General features: G+C 71.7%; 16 protein-coding genes and 1 pseudogene. 8 read left to right on the forward strand and 9 right to left on the reverse strand.

Going from position 1 to position 17,628, the window contains the following annotated elements:
- The 4 genes and pseudogenes from ABZW32_RS30360 to ABZW32_RS30375 form a co-directional block, all read left to right on the forward strand.
- Positions 1-1,330 (forward strand): annotated as a pseudogene (locus tag ABZW32_RS30360) (hypothetical protein); the annotation flags it as partial.
- Between the two features lie 11 nt (positions 1,331-1,341).
- Entirely contained in the window at positions 1,342-2,202 is an 861-nt protein-coding gene (locus ABZW32_RS30365; RefSeq protein ID WP_356221916.1) for an immunity 49 family protein, read from the forward strand.
- A 163-nt stretch (positions 2,203-2,365) separates the two neighbouring features.
- Positions 2,366-3,226 carry an immunity 49 family protein gene (locus ABZW32_RS30370; protein ID WP_356221919.1) on the forward strand — a complete coding sequence of 287 codons (861 nt, stop codon included), beginning with the start codon at positions 2,366-2,368 and terminating at the stop codon, positions 3,224-3,226.
- A gap of 126 nt (positions 3,227-3,352) precedes the next feature.
- The gene (locus tag ABZW32_RS30375; RefSeq protein WP_356221920.1) at positions 3,353-4,213 is read left to right on the forward strand and encodes an immunity 49 family protein; all 861 of its coding nucleotides are present in this window, start codon (positions 3,353-3,355) and stop codon (positions 4,211-4,213) included.
- A gap of 10 nt (positions 4,214-4,223) precedes the next feature.
- On the opposite strand, the gene ABZW32_RS30380 is transcribed toward ABZW32_RS30375, so the two are convergent.
- The gene (locus ABZW32_RS30380; RefSeq protein WP_356221922.1) at positions 4,224-6,506 is read right to left on the reverse strand and encodes a DPP IV N-terminal domain-containing protein; all 2,283 of its coding nucleotides are present in this window, start codon (positions 6,504-6,506) and stop codon (positions 4,224-4,226) included.
- A gap of 53 nt (positions 6,507-6,559) precedes the next feature.
- Positions 6,560-7,228, reverse strand: coding sequence for a DUF4097 family beta strand repeat-containing protein (locus ABZW32_RS30385; RefSeq protein WP_356221925.1), 669 nt, complete (start codon positions 7,226-7,228; stop codon positions 6,560-6,562).
- 272 nt (positions 7,229-7,500) lie between these two features.
- Here ABZW32_RS30385 and ABZW32_RS30390 point away from each other — a divergent pair, with 272 nt between their 5' ends.
- Positions 7,501-8,316: a helix-turn-helix domain-containing protein gene (locus tag ABZW32_RS30390; protein ID WP_356221928.1), complete on the forward strand. Its 816-nt coding sequence runs from the start codon at positions 7,501-7,503 to the stop codon at positions 8,314-8,316.
- 47 nt (positions 8,317-8,363) lie between these two features.
- Here ABZW32_RS30390 and ABZW32_RS30395 read toward each other — a convergent pair whose 3' ends face one another.
- From ABZW32_RS30395 to ABZW32_RS30425, 7 genes are all read right to left on the reverse strand, one after another.
- Positions 8,364-8,726 carry a metalloregulator ArsR/SmtB family transcription factor gene (locus tag ABZW32_RS30395; protein ID WP_356221931.1) on the reverse strand — a complete coding sequence of 121 codons (363 nt, stop codon included), beginning with the start codon at positions 8,724-8,726 and terminating at the stop codon, positions 8,364-8,366.
- Complete coding sequence (locus tag ABZW32_RS30400) at positions 8,723-9,169, reverse strand: SRPBCC domain-containing protein (RefSeq protein WP_356221934.1); 447 nt, start codon at positions 9,167-9,169, stop codon at positions 8,723-8,725. The genes ABZW32_RS30395 and ABZW32_RS30400 overlap by 4 nt, the downstream gene beginning before the upstream one ends.
- A gap of 132 nt (positions 9,170-9,301) precedes the next feature.
- Positions 9,302-9,868: a DUF4291 domain-containing protein gene (locus ABZW32_RS30405; protein ID WP_356221936.1), complete on the reverse strand. Its 567-nt coding sequence runs from the start codon at positions 9,866-9,868 to the stop codon at positions 9,302-9,304.
- A 259-nt stretch (positions 9,869-10,127) separates the two neighbouring features.
- Positions 10,128-10,583 (reverse strand): ATP-binding protein, encoded by a 456-nt coding sequence (locus ABZW32_RS30410; RefSeq protein WP_356221939.1) that lies wholly within the window; start codon positions 10,581-10,583, stop codon positions 10,128-10,130.
- A gap of 389 nt (positions 10,584-10,972) precedes the next feature.
- Positions 10,973-11,878, reverse strand: coding sequence for an acyl-CoA dehydrogenase family protein (locus tag ABZW32_RS30415; RefSeq protein ID WP_356222004.1), 906 nt, complete (start codon positions 11,876-11,878; stop codon positions 10,973-10,975).
- A 5-nt stretch (positions 11,879-11,883) separates the two neighbouring features.
- Entirely contained in the window at positions 11,884-13,038 is a 1,155-nt protein-coding gene (locus ABZW32_RS30420) for an acyl-CoA dehydrogenase (RefSeq protein ID WP_356221941.1), read from the reverse strand.
- Complete coding sequence (locus ABZW32_RS30425; RefSeq protein WP_356221944.1) at positions 13,038-14,225, reverse strand: amidohydrolase family protein; 1,188 nt, start codon at positions 14,223-14,225, stop codon at positions 13,038-13,040. The genes ABZW32_RS30420 and ABZW32_RS30425 overlap by 1 nt, the downstream gene beginning before the upstream one ends.
- Positions 14,226-14,379: 154 nt before the next feature.
- Here ABZW32_RS30425 and ABZW32_RS30430 point away from each other — a divergent pair, with 154 nt between their 5' ends.
- The 3 genes from ABZW32_RS30430 to ABZW32_RS30440 all read left to right on the forward strand — a co-directional run.
- A complete protein-coding gene (locus ABZW32_RS30430) occupies positions 14,380-15,933 on the forward strand; it encodes an AMP-binding protein (RefSeq protein ID WP_356221947.1) in 1,554 nt (517 codons plus the stop codon).
- 268 nt (positions 15,934-16,201) lie between these two features.
- Positions 16,202-16,480: a hypothetical protein gene (locus ABZW32_RS30435; protein ID WP_356221950.1), complete on the forward strand. Its 279-nt coding sequence runs from the start codon at positions 16,202-16,204 to the stop codon at positions 16,478-16,480.
- 264 nt (positions 16,481-16,744) lie between these two features.
- On the forward strand, positions 16,745-17,628 hold an 884-nt coding region (locus ABZW32_RS30440), incomplete at its 3' end, for a CHAP domain-containing protein (protein ID WP_356221953.1).

The following is a 17,628-nucleotide window of genomic DNA, read 5'->3' on the forward strand; positions in this document are numbered from 1 at the left end:
GGTCCCCAAGGGCACCGACCACCCCCTGGCCGAAGTCCCCAAGCACGAAAACGTCCCCGTCACCGTCGGCGCCCACACCGCCGACACCACCGCCCACACCCCCGGCCACACCCCCGGCGGCGCAGCCGACCACACCCCCGGCGGCATCGCCGACAACACCGCCCACAACAGCCACACCCAACCCGGCGGAAGCGGAGGCACGGGCGGCCACGGCGGCAACGACACCACCCCCACCGGCGGCACCGCGCACGGCGGTGACGGCGGCGGTGTCCCGCACCAGGGCGACGGCGGCGGCATCCCCCACCAGGGTGGCGGCGGTATCCCGCACCAGGGCGGCTCCGGCCTCCCCGACATCCCCGACAACCTCGGCCACGGCGGCCACGACGGCGGTGGCCCGGTCGCTCCCGGCCACGACGGGCGCCCGGAGCTCCCGCCGCACCGGGACAACGCGCACCAGTACACGAACGCCGAACGCAAGCAGATCATGGAGTACCAGGTCCACAGGGCGAACGACCCGGCGGACCCCTATTTCAAGAAGTACTACAACAAGCTCGGCTACCGTCTGCGGGCCGACGTGCCGGACCACACCGGCCTGGTCCCGCCGCAGCTCGTGGAAACCGCTCCCGACGTCTGGGTTCCGAAGTCGGACATTCCCCCGCCGGTTCCCCCGGACTACCTGGGCAAGGCGACCTCAGTCGATCACACCCATCCCTCCGTCACCCAGGAAATGAGGGACTCGCTCGACCAGGCGGCGAAGGACCGTCATGACGCCATCGCCAACGACAAGGGTCCGCACGACGCCTATGGAGATGCCAAGGCGGCGCACAAGGCCAGTCCTACTCCGGAAACCCAGGCAGCTCTCGACGCGGCCAAGGCGCACCACGCGCCGTTCCACGAGGCCCTTTCCAAGCAGAGTGAGGCCTACGGCGAGGCCGTGGCCCGGGAACACGCGATACCGAGGGAATTCCCCGGCGCCCAGGAACAGAAGCTGCACGGCCCTGCCAACGGCAACGACCAGTTCGACCAGGTGTACAAGCAGGGCGACCGGTACGTCGTCGTCGAGGCGAAGAGCCACGTCACCACCGACCTGGGTGAGCGTCGAATAAACGGCACGCGTGTTTCACAGGGGACGCGCGCATACTTCGAGGACATCCTCGAGCAAATGAAGAAGCGCGGGGAAAACATTCAAAGCGAAAAGGACTTGTACGAGGCACTCGACGAGGCACTGAACGCGGATCCCCCGCGGATCGACTACGTCGTCGTCAAGGGGGCCGATAACACCGGGACTTACGCCGGATACACTATCCGGCGATTCGACCTCACCAAGTGAAGGGGGATGCGATGACCGTCGTCGTGGCCGGCCATTCGGAGCCGAGGCCCGCCAGCGCGAACTGGGTCGAAGGGCTCGGTGAGCGTTTGGCCCGGGATATCGAGGCGCTCGGATCGACGCCCCGGAAGCTCGGGACCGTATGGCAGGACGCAGCCTTCTACGTCGACGCCCGCTTCCGGGTGGATCCACAGGGTGCCGAGCTGGGGACCTGGGAGGCCGTGGTCGCAGCGGCGCAGTTGGGTTCCGCGCTGTTCCGTGCGGCGCAGATGACCGAGGGGTCGACCGAGGTCCGCATTCACCATGAGATGCGTACGCTGCAGGCCACTGGCCCGACGCGCTTCACGCATGCGACGGCCTGGCTCGAGGCGTTCTGGTTCGCGATCATCACGCGTGACCAGCCGAAGATGACCGCGCTGTGCGAGGTGCCGCTCGACGTGCTCCGGGCTTCGGGCTCCGATCACGACGACTACCTCTACCACTGGGTGGCGACGCTCCAGGCGTACTGGCTCAAGCGTCCGGAACTGGTGCCGGAACTGACGCTGACGTTCCAGCGGTCGCACCCGGACGTGGCGGTCATCGCGGGGCGTGAATACATCCAGCACGTGGCCTATCCGCCGATCAACCTTTTCTACAAGTTCCTCCGGAAGGACGAGGAGGGATTCCACGCCACTCTGCTGGAGTCCCTCGAACTCCACAAGCAGTACTGGACGGCCACCCCCGAGCGGGCCGAGGACATCGACGGACTGGTGCCGATCGGCATCCTCGCCGTCGCCTGTCTCGCCTACGACGGCGGAATCCCCGTCGACGTCGCGTCCCCTTACCTGCCCGAGCACCTGCTGAAGCGTTCCTGGGTCGGCGAGTTCGAGGTCTGATGCGCACGCCGAGGCCCGCCGGGCGGCGAGGAATGGATTCCATGACGAGCCCGGTGCGGCGTATCGACACTGCGGAATCATGAACGGCTCATCCCAGATGCGGCCGGCCCGTACACCGGGCGAACGATTCAGCGCTTCGACATCGGCAAGTGACGGGGAAGAGATGCCGGTCGTCGTGGAGAGCCACGCCGGCCCCGAGCCGCAGAGCGCGGACTGGGTCCGGGGCCAGGACGAGAGGCTGGTCGCGAACATCGACGAGCTCGCCGTGCTCCCGGGCCAGCTCGGGCGGGTCTGGAGCCAGGCGGACCTGCACGTGCAGTCCCGGACCCTGGTCGATCCGACGGCCGAAGAACTGACGACGTGGGAGACCGTGGTCGACGCCGCGCAGCTCGGCTCGGCGCTGTTCCGCACGGCGGCGATGACCGAGGGCACGACGCGGGTACGCATCCACCACGAGATGCGCACCCTGCCCGCGACGGGCCCGAACCACAACGCGCGCGCCTCGGCGTGGGTCGAGGCGTTCTGGTACGCGATCATCACGCGTGACCAGCCGAGGATGACCGAGCTGTGCGAGCTGCCCCTCGACGTCCTGCGGGCCTCGGGCGCCGACCACGACGACTACCTGTACCACTGGGTGGCCACGCTCCAGGCGTACTGGCTCAAGCGGCCCGAGCTGGTGGAGGAACTGACGGCCACCTTCGACCGGTCGCACCCGGACGTCGCGGTGATCGCAGGGCGCGAGTACGTCCAGCACGTGGCGTACCCGCCGATCAACCTCTTCTACAAGTTCCTGCGCAAGGACGAGGAGGGCTTCCACGCAGCGCTCGTGGAAGCCCTGGAACTCCACAAGCGGTACTGGACGGCCACCCCCGAGCGGTCCCGGGACATCGAGGGGAGGGTGCCGGTCGCGCTCCTGGCCGTGGCTTGTCTCGCCTACGACGGCGGGATCCCGGTCGGCGTCGAGTCCCCGTACCTGCCCGCGCACCTGCTGAAGCGTTCCTGGCTGGGCGAGTTCGAGGTGTGACGTGTCGCGTGTGGCGGACAAGGGGTTCACAGGGTGGTCGGGGTGACCGGGTGTGAGGAGCTCCCGGGCCTCCGGCTCACCGGGGCAGTCCGCCGAATCGATCTCATCCCAGGAAAAAGGCAGACGATGAATGTCTTCGTGGCCGGCCATTCAGAGCCGAGGCCCGCGAGTTCCGACTGGGTGACCAGGCTCGGTGAGCACCTCACGAGGGACATCGACGCTCTTGGCGCGTCTTCCCGGAATTTCGACTCTGTGTGGAGCGATGCCACCTTCTACAGCGAAGCCCGGTTCCGGGTGGACCCGCCGGGAGCCGAGCTGGCCACGTGGGAAGCCGTGGTCGCGACTGCGCAGTTGGGGTCCGCGTTGTTCCGTACGGCGGGGATGACCGAGGGGTTGGCCGAGGTGCAGATCCACCATGAGATGAGGACGCTGCAGGCGATCGGGCCGGTCCCGTACGCACACGCGCAGGCCTGGATCGAGGCGTTCTGGTTCGCGATCATCACGCGTGACCAGCCGAAGATGACAGCGTTGTGCGAGTTGCCGCTCGACGTATTGCGGGCCTCGGGCGCGGATCACGACGACTACCTGTACCACTGGGTGGCGACGCTCCAGGCGTACTGGCTCAAGCGTCCGGAACTGGTGCCGGAACTGACGCTAACGTTCCAGCGGTCGTACCCGGACGTGGCGGTCATCGCGGGGCGTGAATACATCCAGCACGTGGCCTATCCGCCGATCAACCTTTTCTACAAGTTCCTCCGGAAGGACGAGGAGGGATTCCACACGACCCTGCTGGAGGCCCTCGAACTCCACAAGCAGTACTGGACGGCCACCCCCGAACGGACCGACAGTATCCGGGGACTGGTGCCGATCGGCATCCTCGCCGTCGCCTGTCTCGCCTACGACGGCGGCATCCCCGTCGACGTCACGTCCCCGTACCTGCCCGAACACCTGCTGAAGCGCTCCTGGGTCGGCGAGTTCGAGGTCTGATGCGACCCGTCTACGCGAACAGTTCCGCGAGCGCTTCGGGGCTGATGGCGATCGGGGCCGGGCGGTAGGCCGGGGGCTTCGTGTCCGTCAGTTCGCGGACCAGGAAGTCCCAGCAGCGCGTGCGGACGTAGGACAGGCAGTCGAGGAAGCTGTGCTCGGCCCCGGGGACGATGAGCAGCTCGAAGTCCTTGTCCGCGGCGAGGAGGCGGTCGGCGAGGCGCAGGGTCTGGTCGGGGTGGACCTGGTCGTCCATTTCGCCGTGGACGAGGAGGAGTTTGCCCTCCAGCCGGTCGGCGAGGTCGACGTTGGAGGTGCGGGCCCAGGCCTCGGGGTTGTCGGCGCCGTCGTAGGTCTCGACGAAGCCCAGGTTGAAGTGGCGGGCATCGTGCGAGCCGGAGAGGGCGACCCCGGCCTTGTAGACGTCGGGGAAGTCGAGCATGGCGCGGGCCGCCGCGAAGCCGCCGCCGGAGTGGCCGAGGACGCCGGCGCGGTCCAGGTCCATCCACGGCCGGGTCAGGGCGAGCTGCCGCAGTGCCGCGGCGTGGTCGGCCAGGGAGCCGGCGTCGGCCAGGTTCCCGTACGAGGCGTCGTGGAAGGCCTTGCTGCGGCCGGGGGTGCCGCGTCCGTCCAGTGCGATCACGACGAAGCCGAGTGCGGCGAGGGGTTCGGCGTCGAGGCCCATGCCGCCGGGGTCGAAGCCGGGGGCGACCCGGGTGACCTGCGGGCCGGGGTAGAGGTTGTCCACCACCGGGTAGCGGCGGTCGGGGTCGAAGCCCCGGGGGTGGTAGAGGACGCCGTAGATGTCCGTCACGCCGTCGGCCGCCTTGACGCGGAATCGTTCCGGCGCGGTCCAGCCGGTCGCGGTGAGCCTGCTGATGCCGGCGCGCTCCAGCTCGGCCAGGACGCGGCCGGACCAGTCGAGGACGCGGGTCACCGGCGGGGTGTCCACGGTGGACGCGGAGTCGAGGAAGCAGTTGCGGCCGGGCGACGGGGTGACGACGTGGTCGAGGTCGTCGTCGGTGACCTTGGCGAAGCCGGAGCCGTCCAGGGAGGCGCGGCAGACGGTGCGCCGGTACGGGTCTTCCTCGACGAGCCCGGAGGCGGTGAAGTACACCACCCGTTCGGTCTCGTCGACGTGCAGGATCTGGCGCACCGCCCACTCGCCGGAGGTCACCCGGCCCAGGAGCGCGCCGGTGCGCAGGTCGTAGCGGTAGAGGTGGCCCCAGCCGTCGCGCTGCGAGTACCAGAGCACCTCGTCGGCGAGTACGCGGACGATGGGCGGCTCGTACGCCCACTGGTTGGGCTCGACGCGGGTGGCGCCGCTCTCGCTGAGCACGGTGGTGACCTCGCCGGTGGCCGGGTCCATCCGGTGCAGGGTGAGGGTGCGCTGGTCGCGGGGACGGTCCAGGTAGTACACGGCCGAGCCGTCCGGGGCCCACCACGCCCACTTGGTCGTGATCGGGGACAGCTGCGGCATGAGCAGCGGGTCGGCCTGGGCGCGGACGACGGTGCCGTCGGCGACGTTCAGTACGACCAGCCGGGCCAGCGGCACGTGCTCGTCGCCGGGGTAGGCGTAGCGCTGGGTGTGCAGGAGGGGCGCTCCGCCGTCGGCGGGGCGGGCTTGTACGAGGTGGGTCTCACGGACCTCGCGTTCGTCGGTCTGGTGGGCCAGGACCCGGGTGGAGTCGGGCGACCAGGCCAGCGCGGGCGGCAGGTACGGCAGGCCGATCTTGGTCAGCAGGGTGGTGTTGGCGGTGCAGTCGGGGCCGGGGCCGTACTGGTTGGCGGGTTCGCCGTCGGTGGTCAGCGGCCACTCGCGGCCGTCGGACAGCGAGCGGGCCCACAGGTCGTGCCCGCGGCGGGACACCGCGACCTTGCCGTCGGGCGAGGTGACCTCCAGGGGGCTGCCGGGCGGGGTGAACTCGGCGTGCTCGCAGACGTAGGCGTCCAGGCCGCAGCGCCAGTACGCGCCCAGCGCGAAGAACTCGACCGCGTTCGCGGCCGGCCGGAGGTCGATGGCCGCGAACGGCAGGGCCTCGGGGTCGACCGGCTGCCCGGAGGCGTCGGCCAGCGCGGCGGCGAGCCGCGCGTGGTCGAAGGCGGGCTCGCGGGTGCCCGCCGCCGGGTCGACGAGGACGAAGCGCCTGCCGGCGCCGTCGCTCACGGCGTACCAGAACCGGGCGCCCCCGTCGATCCACTGCGGCCTGATCTTGTCGGCGGTGACGAGCTCGCCGGGGCGGGCGAGGCGGCTGAGGAGCAGTTCGGCGGCCTGGTAGTCCTGATCGGTGGTCATTCTTCTCGCCCTTTACCGGAGTGGGAGTCGTTGCTGAGAGGTGGGGGTGGTCGTCACAGGCTGCTGGCGGTGATGTCCCCGTGGTCGGTGGTCGCGCGGATGGTGAGGCCGGCGGTGCCCCCGGTGTTCGCGAGACCGTTCTGGATGCGGCCGTGGCCGGTGCCGGCGTCGAGGGAGGCGCTGACGCCCCGGGCGGCGCCGACGGTCACGTCGCCGGCCCGGGTGCGCAGGGTGAGGGTGCCGTCGTGGGCCTCCGCGACGCGGATGTCGCCCTTCTGGGTGCTGATGTCGGCGTCACCGCGCAGGCGGCCGACGCGGATGTCGCCGGCGAGGGCGGTGAGGCGGGCGCCCTCGGCCCCGTCGAGCTCGATCGAGCCCTGGGCGACCTCGAAGGAGACCTCGCCGAGGCGTCCGACACCGCGGAGTTCGCCGGCGGCGGCCTTGGCCTCGACGCGGGAGCCGGCGGGCAGCTGGACGGTCACCTCGATGGAGCCGGTGGCGCCGAGGACCTGGTTCTTCGGCGCCGGGGTGGTGATCCGCAGGACGCCGTCGTGGAAGTCGACGGTGGTCTGCTGCGCGGTCTTGACGTCGCGGCTCCTGGAGGCGTTCGAGGGCAGGATCTCGACGGTGGTGTCGTCCCGGTCGGTGGCGATGAAGCGGACGCGTCCGGCGGGGACGTCGAGGACGGTGGAGACCGGGGCGGGGGTCTGGAACTTCTGCATGACGGTGCTTCCTTCGGCTGGCTTCGTTTGACTGGCTTCGTTTCCGACTCCGCAAAAGCTACGTTGCGTTCGCAGAAGCGGCAACAGACTCGTTGCGAAGGAATCGCATTTGCGCAGCTCAGATACCGAATATCGTTGCAACGGCTTGGGGTTTAACGCAACAATCGCGACCGCGAGCGTTGCAATGAATTGAGAGTGAACGCTATGCTGAGACTCCGGGGCCACGAAGGGCCGCTGAGGGCCGCCGAAGGCCACGCACGAAGGAGACCGCGATGCCGGGAGGCAGGCTCACCCAGCAGGAACGCCAGCAGATCGCGCTGGGGGTGGCCGACGGCCTCGCCTACGCGGAGATCGCCAGGCGCCTCGACCGCCCCACCTCGACGGTCACCCGCGAGGTCATGCGCAACGGGGGCCCCACCGGCTACCGCGCCGACCTCGCCCAGCGCGCCACCGAACGCCGCACCCACCGGCGCGGCCAGACCGCGGCCCGTACCCCCCAGACGCCCCCGCCGGCGCACGGGCGCGACCCCGAGGCGCTGCGCGCGTACGAGGAGACGTTCACCACCGTCCTCGTGCAGTCGGGCATGCCCACGATGATGGCCCGGGTGCTGACCTGCCTGTTCACCACCGACGAGGGCAGCCTCACCGCGTCGGAGCTCGTCCAGCGCCTCCAGGTCAGCCCGGCGTCCGTCTCCAAGGCGATCAGCTACCTCGACGGCCAGGGCCTGGTCCGCCGCGAACGCGACGAACGGCGGCGCGAGCGCTACGTCGCCGACAACGACGTCTGGTACCAGTCGATGATGGCCAGCGCCCGCGGCACCGCCGTGCTCGCCGAGACCGCCCGTCAGGGCGTCGGCATCCTCGGCGCCGACACCCCCGCCGCGGTCCGCCTCGAAAACATCGCCCGCTTCGTCGACTTCGTCTCCGAGAGCATCTCCCGCGCCGCCGACCAGGCGCGCGACATCCTCCACCCGAAGCCCGAGGGCACCCCGGCCGAGGGCACCCCGGCCGACGCCGCCCAGGCCGAGGCCGCGCCGGCCGACACGGCCCAGGCCGACACCGCCGCGCCGGGCCCGGACCGCGGATAGCCGGCCGTGACGCGCGCGTGCGGCCGGGGCCGCGGAACGGGACCGCCCTAAGGGGTGTCCCGTTCCGCGGCCTCGGCCGTCTCCGCGAGGAGCTTGATGCGGGCCAGGCGGCGGTCCCAGTCGGCCGCGAGGGCGGCCATCCAGCGGGCCGTCGCGTCCAGCGCCGCGGGCCGGACCGCGTACCGCACCTCACGCCCCACCCGCCCCCCGCGCACCAGACCGGCGGCCTCCAGCACCGCGAGGTGCTTGACCACGGCCTGGCGCGAGACGGGGACCCCCTCGGCGAGGGCGGTCGCGCTGGCCTCGCCCCGCGCGGCGAGGAGGTCGAGCAGCAGGCGCCGCGTGGGGTCGGCGAGCGCGGCGAGTACGCAGTCCACGCCCTCCGCGCCGCCCGGGCTCGGATCCGTCACGCCGAGGACTCCTCGGCCCGCTTCTTGAACGCGTCGAGCACCTGCGGCCAGCCGCCGGTGTTGTCCTTCAGCGCCTTGGCGCGCACTTCCTCGGCCCCGGCGAGCTGCGAGAAGCCGCTCTCGACGACGCGCAGCCGCGTCCCGTCGCCCTCCGGCGTCAGGGTGAACTCCACGAGGGTGGTGTTGTCCCCGCGCAGTTCCTCGCCCGGGAAGGCGCTGGCCCAGCGGTACGCGACGTACGTCGGCGGCTCCACCTTCTCCACGCGCACCGGGAAGTCCCCGTACTTGGGGTTCTTCGCCAGCATCGACTCGCCCTCCCGGGCGACGGTCCCGGCCACGCTCTCCGGTTCGGCCACCCAGAACCCGGGTTCGGTCACCAGCGACCAGACCCGCTCCAGCGGCGCTTCGATCAGGGTTTCGCGTTCGATCCTGTCCTGGATCATGACGAGCCTCTTTCCTCGACACCTCGACACCATTGATGCAACTCCAGGGTTGCACCTGACCCCCCTCTGGCGCAACCGGAGGGTTGCACCTCATGGCCGGATGCCCTGCTCCGGCCGGAGCCCCGGCCACGGTCACGCCCCTGTGGACAGGCGGTCCTCCAGTTCTCGGGGGAGCGGGTAGACGCGCTCCGCGGGGAGCAGTCGCCGGGACTTCGCGGAGTGCCCGGCGCGGATCAGGGACGCGGCCTTGCGGACCTGTGGGGTGAGGTCGGTGAGGCCGACGACCCAGTCGTCGGCGAACGTGCGGATCAGGTCCCGGCCGATGCCGACCTGGATGCTGTAGTGGTTGAGCGCCGCCCCGCGCGCCGACCGCTCCGGGTCCCACTGGACGTGCACGGCCGCCCCGGCCACGGCGGCCGGGTCCGCGGTCGTGAGCACCGCACGGGAGAGGGCGTGCTCCCAGCCCTCCCGGGTCATCCGCACCGCGAGGACGCGCTCCTGGCCGGGTTTGCGGGCCCAGTTGCTACGGTGCATCAGCCACGTGAACGACGGCTTGATCCACGTCATCCGGTGGAACGAGAACGGCGGGACGAAGCGGCCCGCCCGCAGCGCCGCGTCGGCGATGGCGGGCGCGTACGCCTGGTAGACCACGATCGTGTGGGCGTCGTAGTCGGCACGGATCTGATGCTGGGGCGCCATGAGCCGCACCCTGCCACCCGTCCCATCGGCCCCGCGAGCCGTTTTCGCGGGCCGGCCCGCCCCCGGAGCCGCGCGGGTGGCGCGCCCGGACGGGAAGCTGCGGGTGGCGGCGTGCGTTCGTGCGCACCCCGAGCGCGGCACGGCAGCCGCCACCCCACGACCCGCACTCGTCAAGGCAGGAAACACTCCCTTGGCGTCCCCTCGCGACGAATCGCTCAACACAAGGGTGATCAACAGGTGACGAACCGTCAACACCTCGTTAGAGGTACACGCGCGGTTCCCGCCTCCGGGCAAATTCTTGGTCGGGGCGCACGGCGGGCGCCGGCGGTTCCGCGCGGTCGATCTCGCACCAGATCCGTTTGCCCGCGCCCTCGCGCTGCCAGCCCCACCGGTCGGCGAGCCCGTCCACCAGCTCCAGCCCGCGCCCGCCCGTGTCCTCGCCGCAGGCCTGCCTGCGGGCCGGCGCCCGGTCGCTCGTGTCGGCGACCTCGACCCGCACGCCCGGCCCGCCGAACAGCATCCGCAGCACGGCCGGACAGCCCGTGTGCACGACCGCGTTCGTGACCAGCTCGGAGATCAGCAGGACCAGCGTCTCGGCGAGCGGCTCGTCGTCCCCTATGCCGGACCACGCCAGCCTGGACCGGGCCCACCGGCGGGCCCGGCCGACCTCGGCGGGATCCGGTCCTACCTCAAGCTGCACCTGAAGCACCTGCACCGCTCACACCATCCGAACCGGCGGACACTTCGCCTCGCGACGGGGCGGGACCACCATTCGTGATCCCCTTGCCGAGCAGCATGGTTGACATACAGTCACCACAACAAGCGCTTCGGGCATATTCCAGCGCGAAGGAGTAGGCGTGGTGCATACTGTGCGGCGCTCGCGCCGCTCAACCGCTCGCATTCGTGGGAGCGTACCGGAGCACACCCCTGCCTCCGGCCCGGATCGGGGTGGCCGAAGGACACAAACCGATATCAACTCTCTGTAATCGGACATGCGTCCCGCGTCGTTCCTCCCGTGCCCCGCCCGTGCCCCGGTCTGGCCCGCCCCGGCCCGCCCCGCCCCGACCGGGCCCGCGCGGCCCCGCTCCCGTCACAGCCTGCTACCTACGGCACCGCCTCCTCCAGCAGCCGCTCCGCCAGGAACTCCTGCGCCCGCGCCGCCGTTCCCCACTGCCGCGCCCGCACCCACGCCCGCTTCAGGTGCAGGTGCACGTCCGCCTCCCAGGTGAAGCCCATCCCGCCGTGCACCTGGAGGCAGTCCCGTGCGCCCCGCAGCGCCGCCTCGTCGGCCAGCAGCTTGGCCGCCGCGATCTCCGCGGCGTCCGCCGTCACCGCCGCCGCGTAGACCGCCGTACGGGCCAGCTCCGCCCGCACCAGCATGTCCGCGCACAGGTGCTTGACCGCCTGGAACGCCCCGATCGGCTGCCCGAACTGCTCGCGCTCCCCCGCGTACCGCACCGCCAGCTCCACCGTCCGCAGCGCGCTGCCGACCTGGAGGGCCGCCGTCAGCAGCGCCCCCTCCTCCCGGTACACCTCCACCCGCGCGCCCCCGGCCGGTTCCGCCCGCCACAGCGGGGTCAGCGGGTCCGCCGAGCGCACCGGGGTCCCGGCGGGGAGCGGGTCCGCCCCGAGCACCGCGTCGGCGTCGCCCAGGTGCGCCACCAGCGGCCCGTCCAGGTCGAAGGCGGTGACCACGGCCGTCCCCTCCGCCGCGCCGGGAACCGTCCCGGCGGCCAGGTGGGTGGCCACCAGCGGCCCCGGCAGCAGGGCCCGCCCGGCCTCCTCGAAGACGAGGACCGCCTCGGGCAGGCCGAGCCCGACCCCGCCCCGCTCCTCCGGCAGGCGCAGCGCGAAGAAACCCGCCGCGCCCAGCTCCCGCCACAGGGCCCGGTCCAGGGCGCCGTCGGCGTCCACGGACGCCCGCAGGGCCTCGCGCCCGTACCGTCCGGCGAGCAGTTCCCGTACGCCCGTCCGCAACGCCCGCTGGTCCTCGGTCGGCTGGAAGTCCACGGCGCTCACCGCCCCTTCGGAAGGCCGAGGATCCGCTCGGCGACGATGTTGCGCTGGATCTGCGAGGTGCCCGCCGCGATCGTGTACGAGAGGGACGAGAGCCGGTCCAGGGTCCACTCCTCCTCCAGCGAGAGGGAGTCCGCGCCCAGCACCTCCGCGGCCGCGTCGTAGAGCTCCTGGCGGGCGTGGGAGTACGCCAGCTTGAAGACGCTGCCGCCCGTGCCGGGGACGCCGCCGCTGCGCTGCGCCTCGCTGACGTTCCACTGCGTCAGCCGCCACAGGGCCCCGAACTCCCCGTGCAGCCGCCCCAGGGTGCGCCGCAGCACGGGGTCGTCCCAGCGGCCGTTCGCCTTCGCGGTACGGGCCAGCAGCCCCAGGGTGCGCCGGCAGGCGACGACCTCGCCGACGAAGGCGGTGCCCCGTTCGAAGGACAGGGTCACCATCGTCACGCGCCAGCCGTCGTTCTCCGCCCCGACCCGGTTGGCGACCGGGACCCGCACCTCGTCGAGGAACACCTCCGCGAACTCGGCCGACCCGGCGAGGGTGCGCAGCGGCCGGACCGTGATCCCGGGCGCGTCCATCGGCAGGGCCAGCCAGGAGATCCCGCGGTGCCTGGGGGCCTGCGGGTCCGTGCGCACCAGCAGCTCGCACCAGTCGGCGACCTCCGCGTGCGAGGTCCAGATCTTCGATCCGGTGACGACGTACGCGTCCCCGTCGCGCACCGCCCGCGTGCGCAGGGAGGCCAGGTCGGAGCCGGCGCCGGGCTCGCTGAAGCCCTGGCACCACACCTCGTCGCCGCGCAGGACGGGCGGCAGCCAGCGGGCGCGCTGCCCGGCGGTGCCCTCGGCGGCGATGGTCGGTCCGGCGTGCAGCAGGCCGACGAAGTTCGCGCCGACGTAGGGGGCGCCGGCGCGCTCGGTCTCCTCCAGGAAGATCAGGTGCTGGGTCGGGGTGGCGCCGCGCCCGCCGGCGTCGACGGGCCAGTGCAGGCCCGCGTACCCGGCGTCGTACAGCCTGCGCTGCCAGCCCAGGTCGTAGGCGCGGCGGCCGGGCCAGTCGTCCGGGGAGGGCCTGGCGGGCAGCTCGGGCAGGGTCTTGCCCAGCCACTCGCGCAGCCGGGCCCGGAAGTCCCGTTCCTCCTCGGTGGGGGTGAGGTCCATCAGGTGAGGTCCAGGCCGAGCATGCGGATGGCGTTGCCGCGCATCAGTTTGTGGACGGTCTCGGCGTCGAGGTCCTTCACGTGGTCGAGGGCGACCTCCCTGGTGTGCGGGAAGGTCGAGTCCACGTGCGGGTAGTCGGTCTCGAAGGTGGCGTTGTCGCGGCCGACGACGTCGAGGGAGGCGATCCCGTGCTTGTCGCGGAAGAAGCAGCAGTAGATCTGGCGGTAGTAGTACGTGGACGGCGGTTCGGGGATCAGGTCGCGGACCCCGCCCCAGGCGCGGTGCTCGCGCCAGACGTCGTCGGCGCGTTCGAGGGCGTACGGGATCCAGCCCATCTGGCCCTCGCTGTAGGCGAGGGTGAGCCTCGGGAACTTCACCAGGACCCCGCTGAAGAGGAAGTCCATCATCGAGGCCATGGCGTTGTTGAAGCTCAGCGAGGCCTGGACGGCGGGCGGGGCGTCCGGGGAGGCGGCGGGCATCTGGGACGAGGACCCGATGTGCATGTTCACGACCGTGCCGGTCTCCTGGCAGACGGCGAAGAAGGGGTCCCAGTAGCCGGAGTGGATGGACGGCAGGCCCAGGTGGGTGGGGATCTCGGAGAAGGTCACCGCGCGGACGCCGCGGGCGGCGTTGCGGCGGATCTCGGCGACGGCGAGGTCGATGTCCCAGAGCGGGATGATGCACAGCGGGATGAGGCGGCCGCCGCTGTCGCCGCACCACTCCTCGACCATCCAGTCGTTGTAGGCGCGCACGCAGGCGAGGGCGACCTCCTTGTCGTGGGCCTCGGCGAAGGTCTGGCCGCAGAAGCGCGGGAAGGTGGGGAAGCAGAGGGAGGCCTCGACGTGGTTGAGGTCCATGTCGTCGAGCCGCGCCTTGGGATCCCAGCAGCCGCGGCGCATCTCCTCGCGGGTGATGCCCTCCAGGGTCATGTCGTCGCGGTCGAAGCCGACGGCGGCGATGTTGCGCTTGTACGGGAACTTCAGGTCCTCGTAGATCCACCAGTCGGTCGGCGGGCCGTCGGGGTCCATGGAGATGACGTACTTGCCGCCGGTGTAGACGAGTTCGCCGATGCCCGCCGTGAGGGCCTTGGGGCCGCGGTCGCGGTACTTGGCCGGCAGCCACACGTCGAACAGGTGGGCCGGTTCGATGACGTGGTCGTCGACGCTGATGATCCGAGGCAGTTCCATGGTCTCCCCAATCCGATCTGATGGATCGTCAGAAACAAGCTAGCCCCGCCACCCCTGGACCGACAAGCGTCCGAGGCCTACGCTCTGCGCTTGATCTGACTATCCGTCAGACTCGTTGGCCACCGTCGACTGCCACGCCCAGGGGAGGTCCGGGATGACGGACATCGGGACGGATCCGAGCAGCTGCGCGACCCTGTGGGAACTGGTCTGCCGGCGGGCCGCCCGCACCCCGGACGCACCCGTCCTCATCGAGGCCGCCGAGGACCCCGCCGACGACCGCGTCCTGACCTTCGGCGCGCTGCGCGAGCGCGCCGAACGCGCCGCGGCCGGCCTGTACGGCCTGGGGGTGCGCCCCGGCACGGTCGTCGCCTGGCAGCTGCCCACCCGCATCGAGACGGTGCTGCTCTCGCTCGCCCTGGCCCGGATCGGCGCCGTCCAGTCGCCGGTGATCCCCTTCTACCGCGACCGCGAGGTGGGCTTCGCGCTGCGCGAGGCCAAGGCCGAGTTCTTCGCCGTGCCCGGCGTCTGGCGCGGCTTCGACCACGGCGCGATGGCCGCCCGGATCGGCGCCCGCGGGGTCTTCGAGGCCTACGGCTCCCTCCCCGACGGCGACCCCGCCGTCCTGCCCCCGCCGCCGGCCGACGGGACCTCCGTACGGTGGATCTACTGGACCTCCGGCACCACCTCCGACCCCAAGGGCGTCCTGCACACCGACCGCTCGCTCATCGCGGGCGGCACCTGCCTCGCCGACGCGCTGCGGCTGACCCCCGCCGACGTCGGCTCGATCGCGTTCCCGTACGCGCACATAGGCGGCCCCGACTACCTGGTGATGCTGCTGCTGTACGGGTTCCCCGCGGTGCTCTTCGAGAAGTTCGCGCTGCCCGACGCACTGGACGGCTACCGGCGCCACGGCGTCACCGTCGCGGGCGGCTCCACCGCCTTCTACTCCCTCTTCCTCGCCGAACAGCGCAAGGACCCCGGGACGCGGCTCATCCCCACCCTGCGCCTGCTGGCCGGCGGCGGCGCCCCCAAGCCCCCGGAGATCTACCACGCGGTGGTGCGCGAACTGGGCTGCCAGCTCACCCACGGGTACGGCATGACCGAGGTCCCGATGATCACCATGGGCTCCCCGGACGACACCCCGGAGAACCTCGCCACCACCGAGGGCCGCCCCCCGCGCGGCATGTCCGTCCGCATCACCACCCCCGACGGCACCCCCCTGCCCGCCGGGACCGACGGGGAGGTGCGGCTGCGCGGCGAGGCCGTCTGCCGGGGCTACCTGGGCCGCGAGGACTCCGCGGAGGTCTTCGACGCCGACGGCTACCTGATCACCGGCGACCTCGGCCACCTCACCGCCGACGGCCACCTGGTCCTCACGGGCCGCAGCAAGGACGTGATCATCCGCAAGGGCGAGAACATCTCCGCCAAGGAGATCGAGGACCTCCTGCACCTGCTCCCGGCCGTGGGCGACGTCGCCGTCATCGGCCTGCCCGACCCCGAACGCGGGGAGCGCGTCTGCGCCGTGATCGAGCAGCCCGCGGGGGCGGCGCCGCTGACCCTGCCCCAGCTGACGGCCCACCTGCGGGCCCAGGGCCTGTCCCCGCACAAGCTCCCCGAGCAGCTGGAACTGGTCGACGCCCTGCCCCGCAACGACGCCCTGCGCAAGGTCCTCAAGTACCGGCTGCGGGAACGCTATTCACGCCCCTGACGGGCCCCGCTGACACCAAGGTGCCAGGCCTCTTGGTGCCGGTCGAAAGACCTTCCTCGGGGCTTCCCGGCCCAGCAGGATGGTGCTCACCGGAACGGCGGCGGGAACGAAAAACCCCAGGCCGGGGCCCACGAGGGCCGGCCAGCCGCCTCCGGCGAAACCGTCCGAAAACACGTCAGAAGCCCGGGGGCACAGCCATGCCGAAAACCACTCGCACGCACCGCAGCGACTGCGCCGCCGGCGACGTCATCGGCTGGGACTGACCCCCGTGCTCCTCGTCCGCACGCCCCTCCACAGCGACACCGGGGCACCGGGTACGGAGAGCGGCGCGAGCCTCCTCCAGGACGCCCTGTGGGCCCACGCCGGCCCGCACCACGCCCTGGAACACGTACGGGTCCGCCCGGTACCGCAGGGCCTGCACGTCGCACTGTTCGTCCGGGCGCAGGACACGGCCACCGCCACCGCGAAGGCCCACGACCTCCTCGCCCGCGTCCTCGCCACCGGCGCCGCCCGCGGCTACACCCCGGACCCGCTGATCCACCACTGATCCACCACAGATCCACCGAACCACCGCACCACCGCCACGGCCCCGCGCCGTGCGCCGTGCGCTCCGGCCGCCGGCCGTCCGACCGCTGTTCCTGCAGGGCAGCCGTCACCACCGGCGACCAGGCCACCGCGCCGTCCGCCCCCACCCGGGCCCCGGACGAGCACGCGAACCGGCCCACACCACTTGGCAACACCCGCAGCACCCCTCGTCCTTCATCCCCGGCCCTGACGCCTCGGGCCGCCCTGTTCTCACGGAGACACCACCATGACCTCGCGTCGCTCCTCCCGCATGCTCACCGTCGCCCTCACCACCTTCGTCGCCGCGCCGATGCTGGCCGTCGCCCTGCCCGCCGTCTCGGCGCAGGCCGAGTCCCAGACCGTCGCCTCGATCGCCCGTGGCCAGGTCGGTGGCACGTGCGGTGACTACAACTGCCAGTACCCCGGCGCCTGGTGCGCCGAGTTCACCCGCTGGGTGTGGAACAAGGCCGGCGCGAACACCTCCGGCATCAGCGCGGCGGCCGTCAGCATCTACCAGTACGGCAAGAACAAGGGGACGCTGCACGGCAGCCCGCAGGTCGGCGACGCGGTCCTCTACGACAAGGACGGCAGCCTGAACGACGGCGACGCCGACCACGTCAACATCGTCGTCGCGGTCGACGGGGACAACATCCAGACCGTCGGCGGCAACGAGAGCGGCGGCGTGCGCTTCCGCAGCTGGTTCAACTGGAAGACCAACTCCAGCCCGGTGGGTGCGGGCCGCGCCCTGGCCTTCGTCGGCCCGTCGGGCCTGTCCGAGACCCCCACCGCGCCGGTCAGCAAGGCCGGTGACCTCTTCCACGCCACCCGTCTGGTCGACGGCAGCTGGGAGGGCTTCGCCCCGCTGAACGGCTTCGGCGGCGCGGCGTTCTTCAACGCCTCCCAGGAGTCCATCGCGGCGACCCCGGACGGCTCGACGCAGACCCTGGCCACCGGGAACGACGGCAACCTCTACCACACCGCCCGCTACGCGGACCGTTCCTGGACGGGCTGGGCCAAGGTCGACGGTTACGACGGCGCCGCGAACTTCGGTGCCAAGGACCAGGCGATGGCCGGCATGCCCAACGGCGACGCCCAGCTCATGGCCATCGGCAACGACGGCAAGATCTACCA

The sequence above is a fragment of the Streptomyces sp. NPDC004667 genome (assembly GCF_040609475.1).
Classification (GTDB): domain Bacteria; phylum Actinomycetota; class Actinomycetes; order Streptomycetales; family Streptomycetaceae; genus Streptomyces.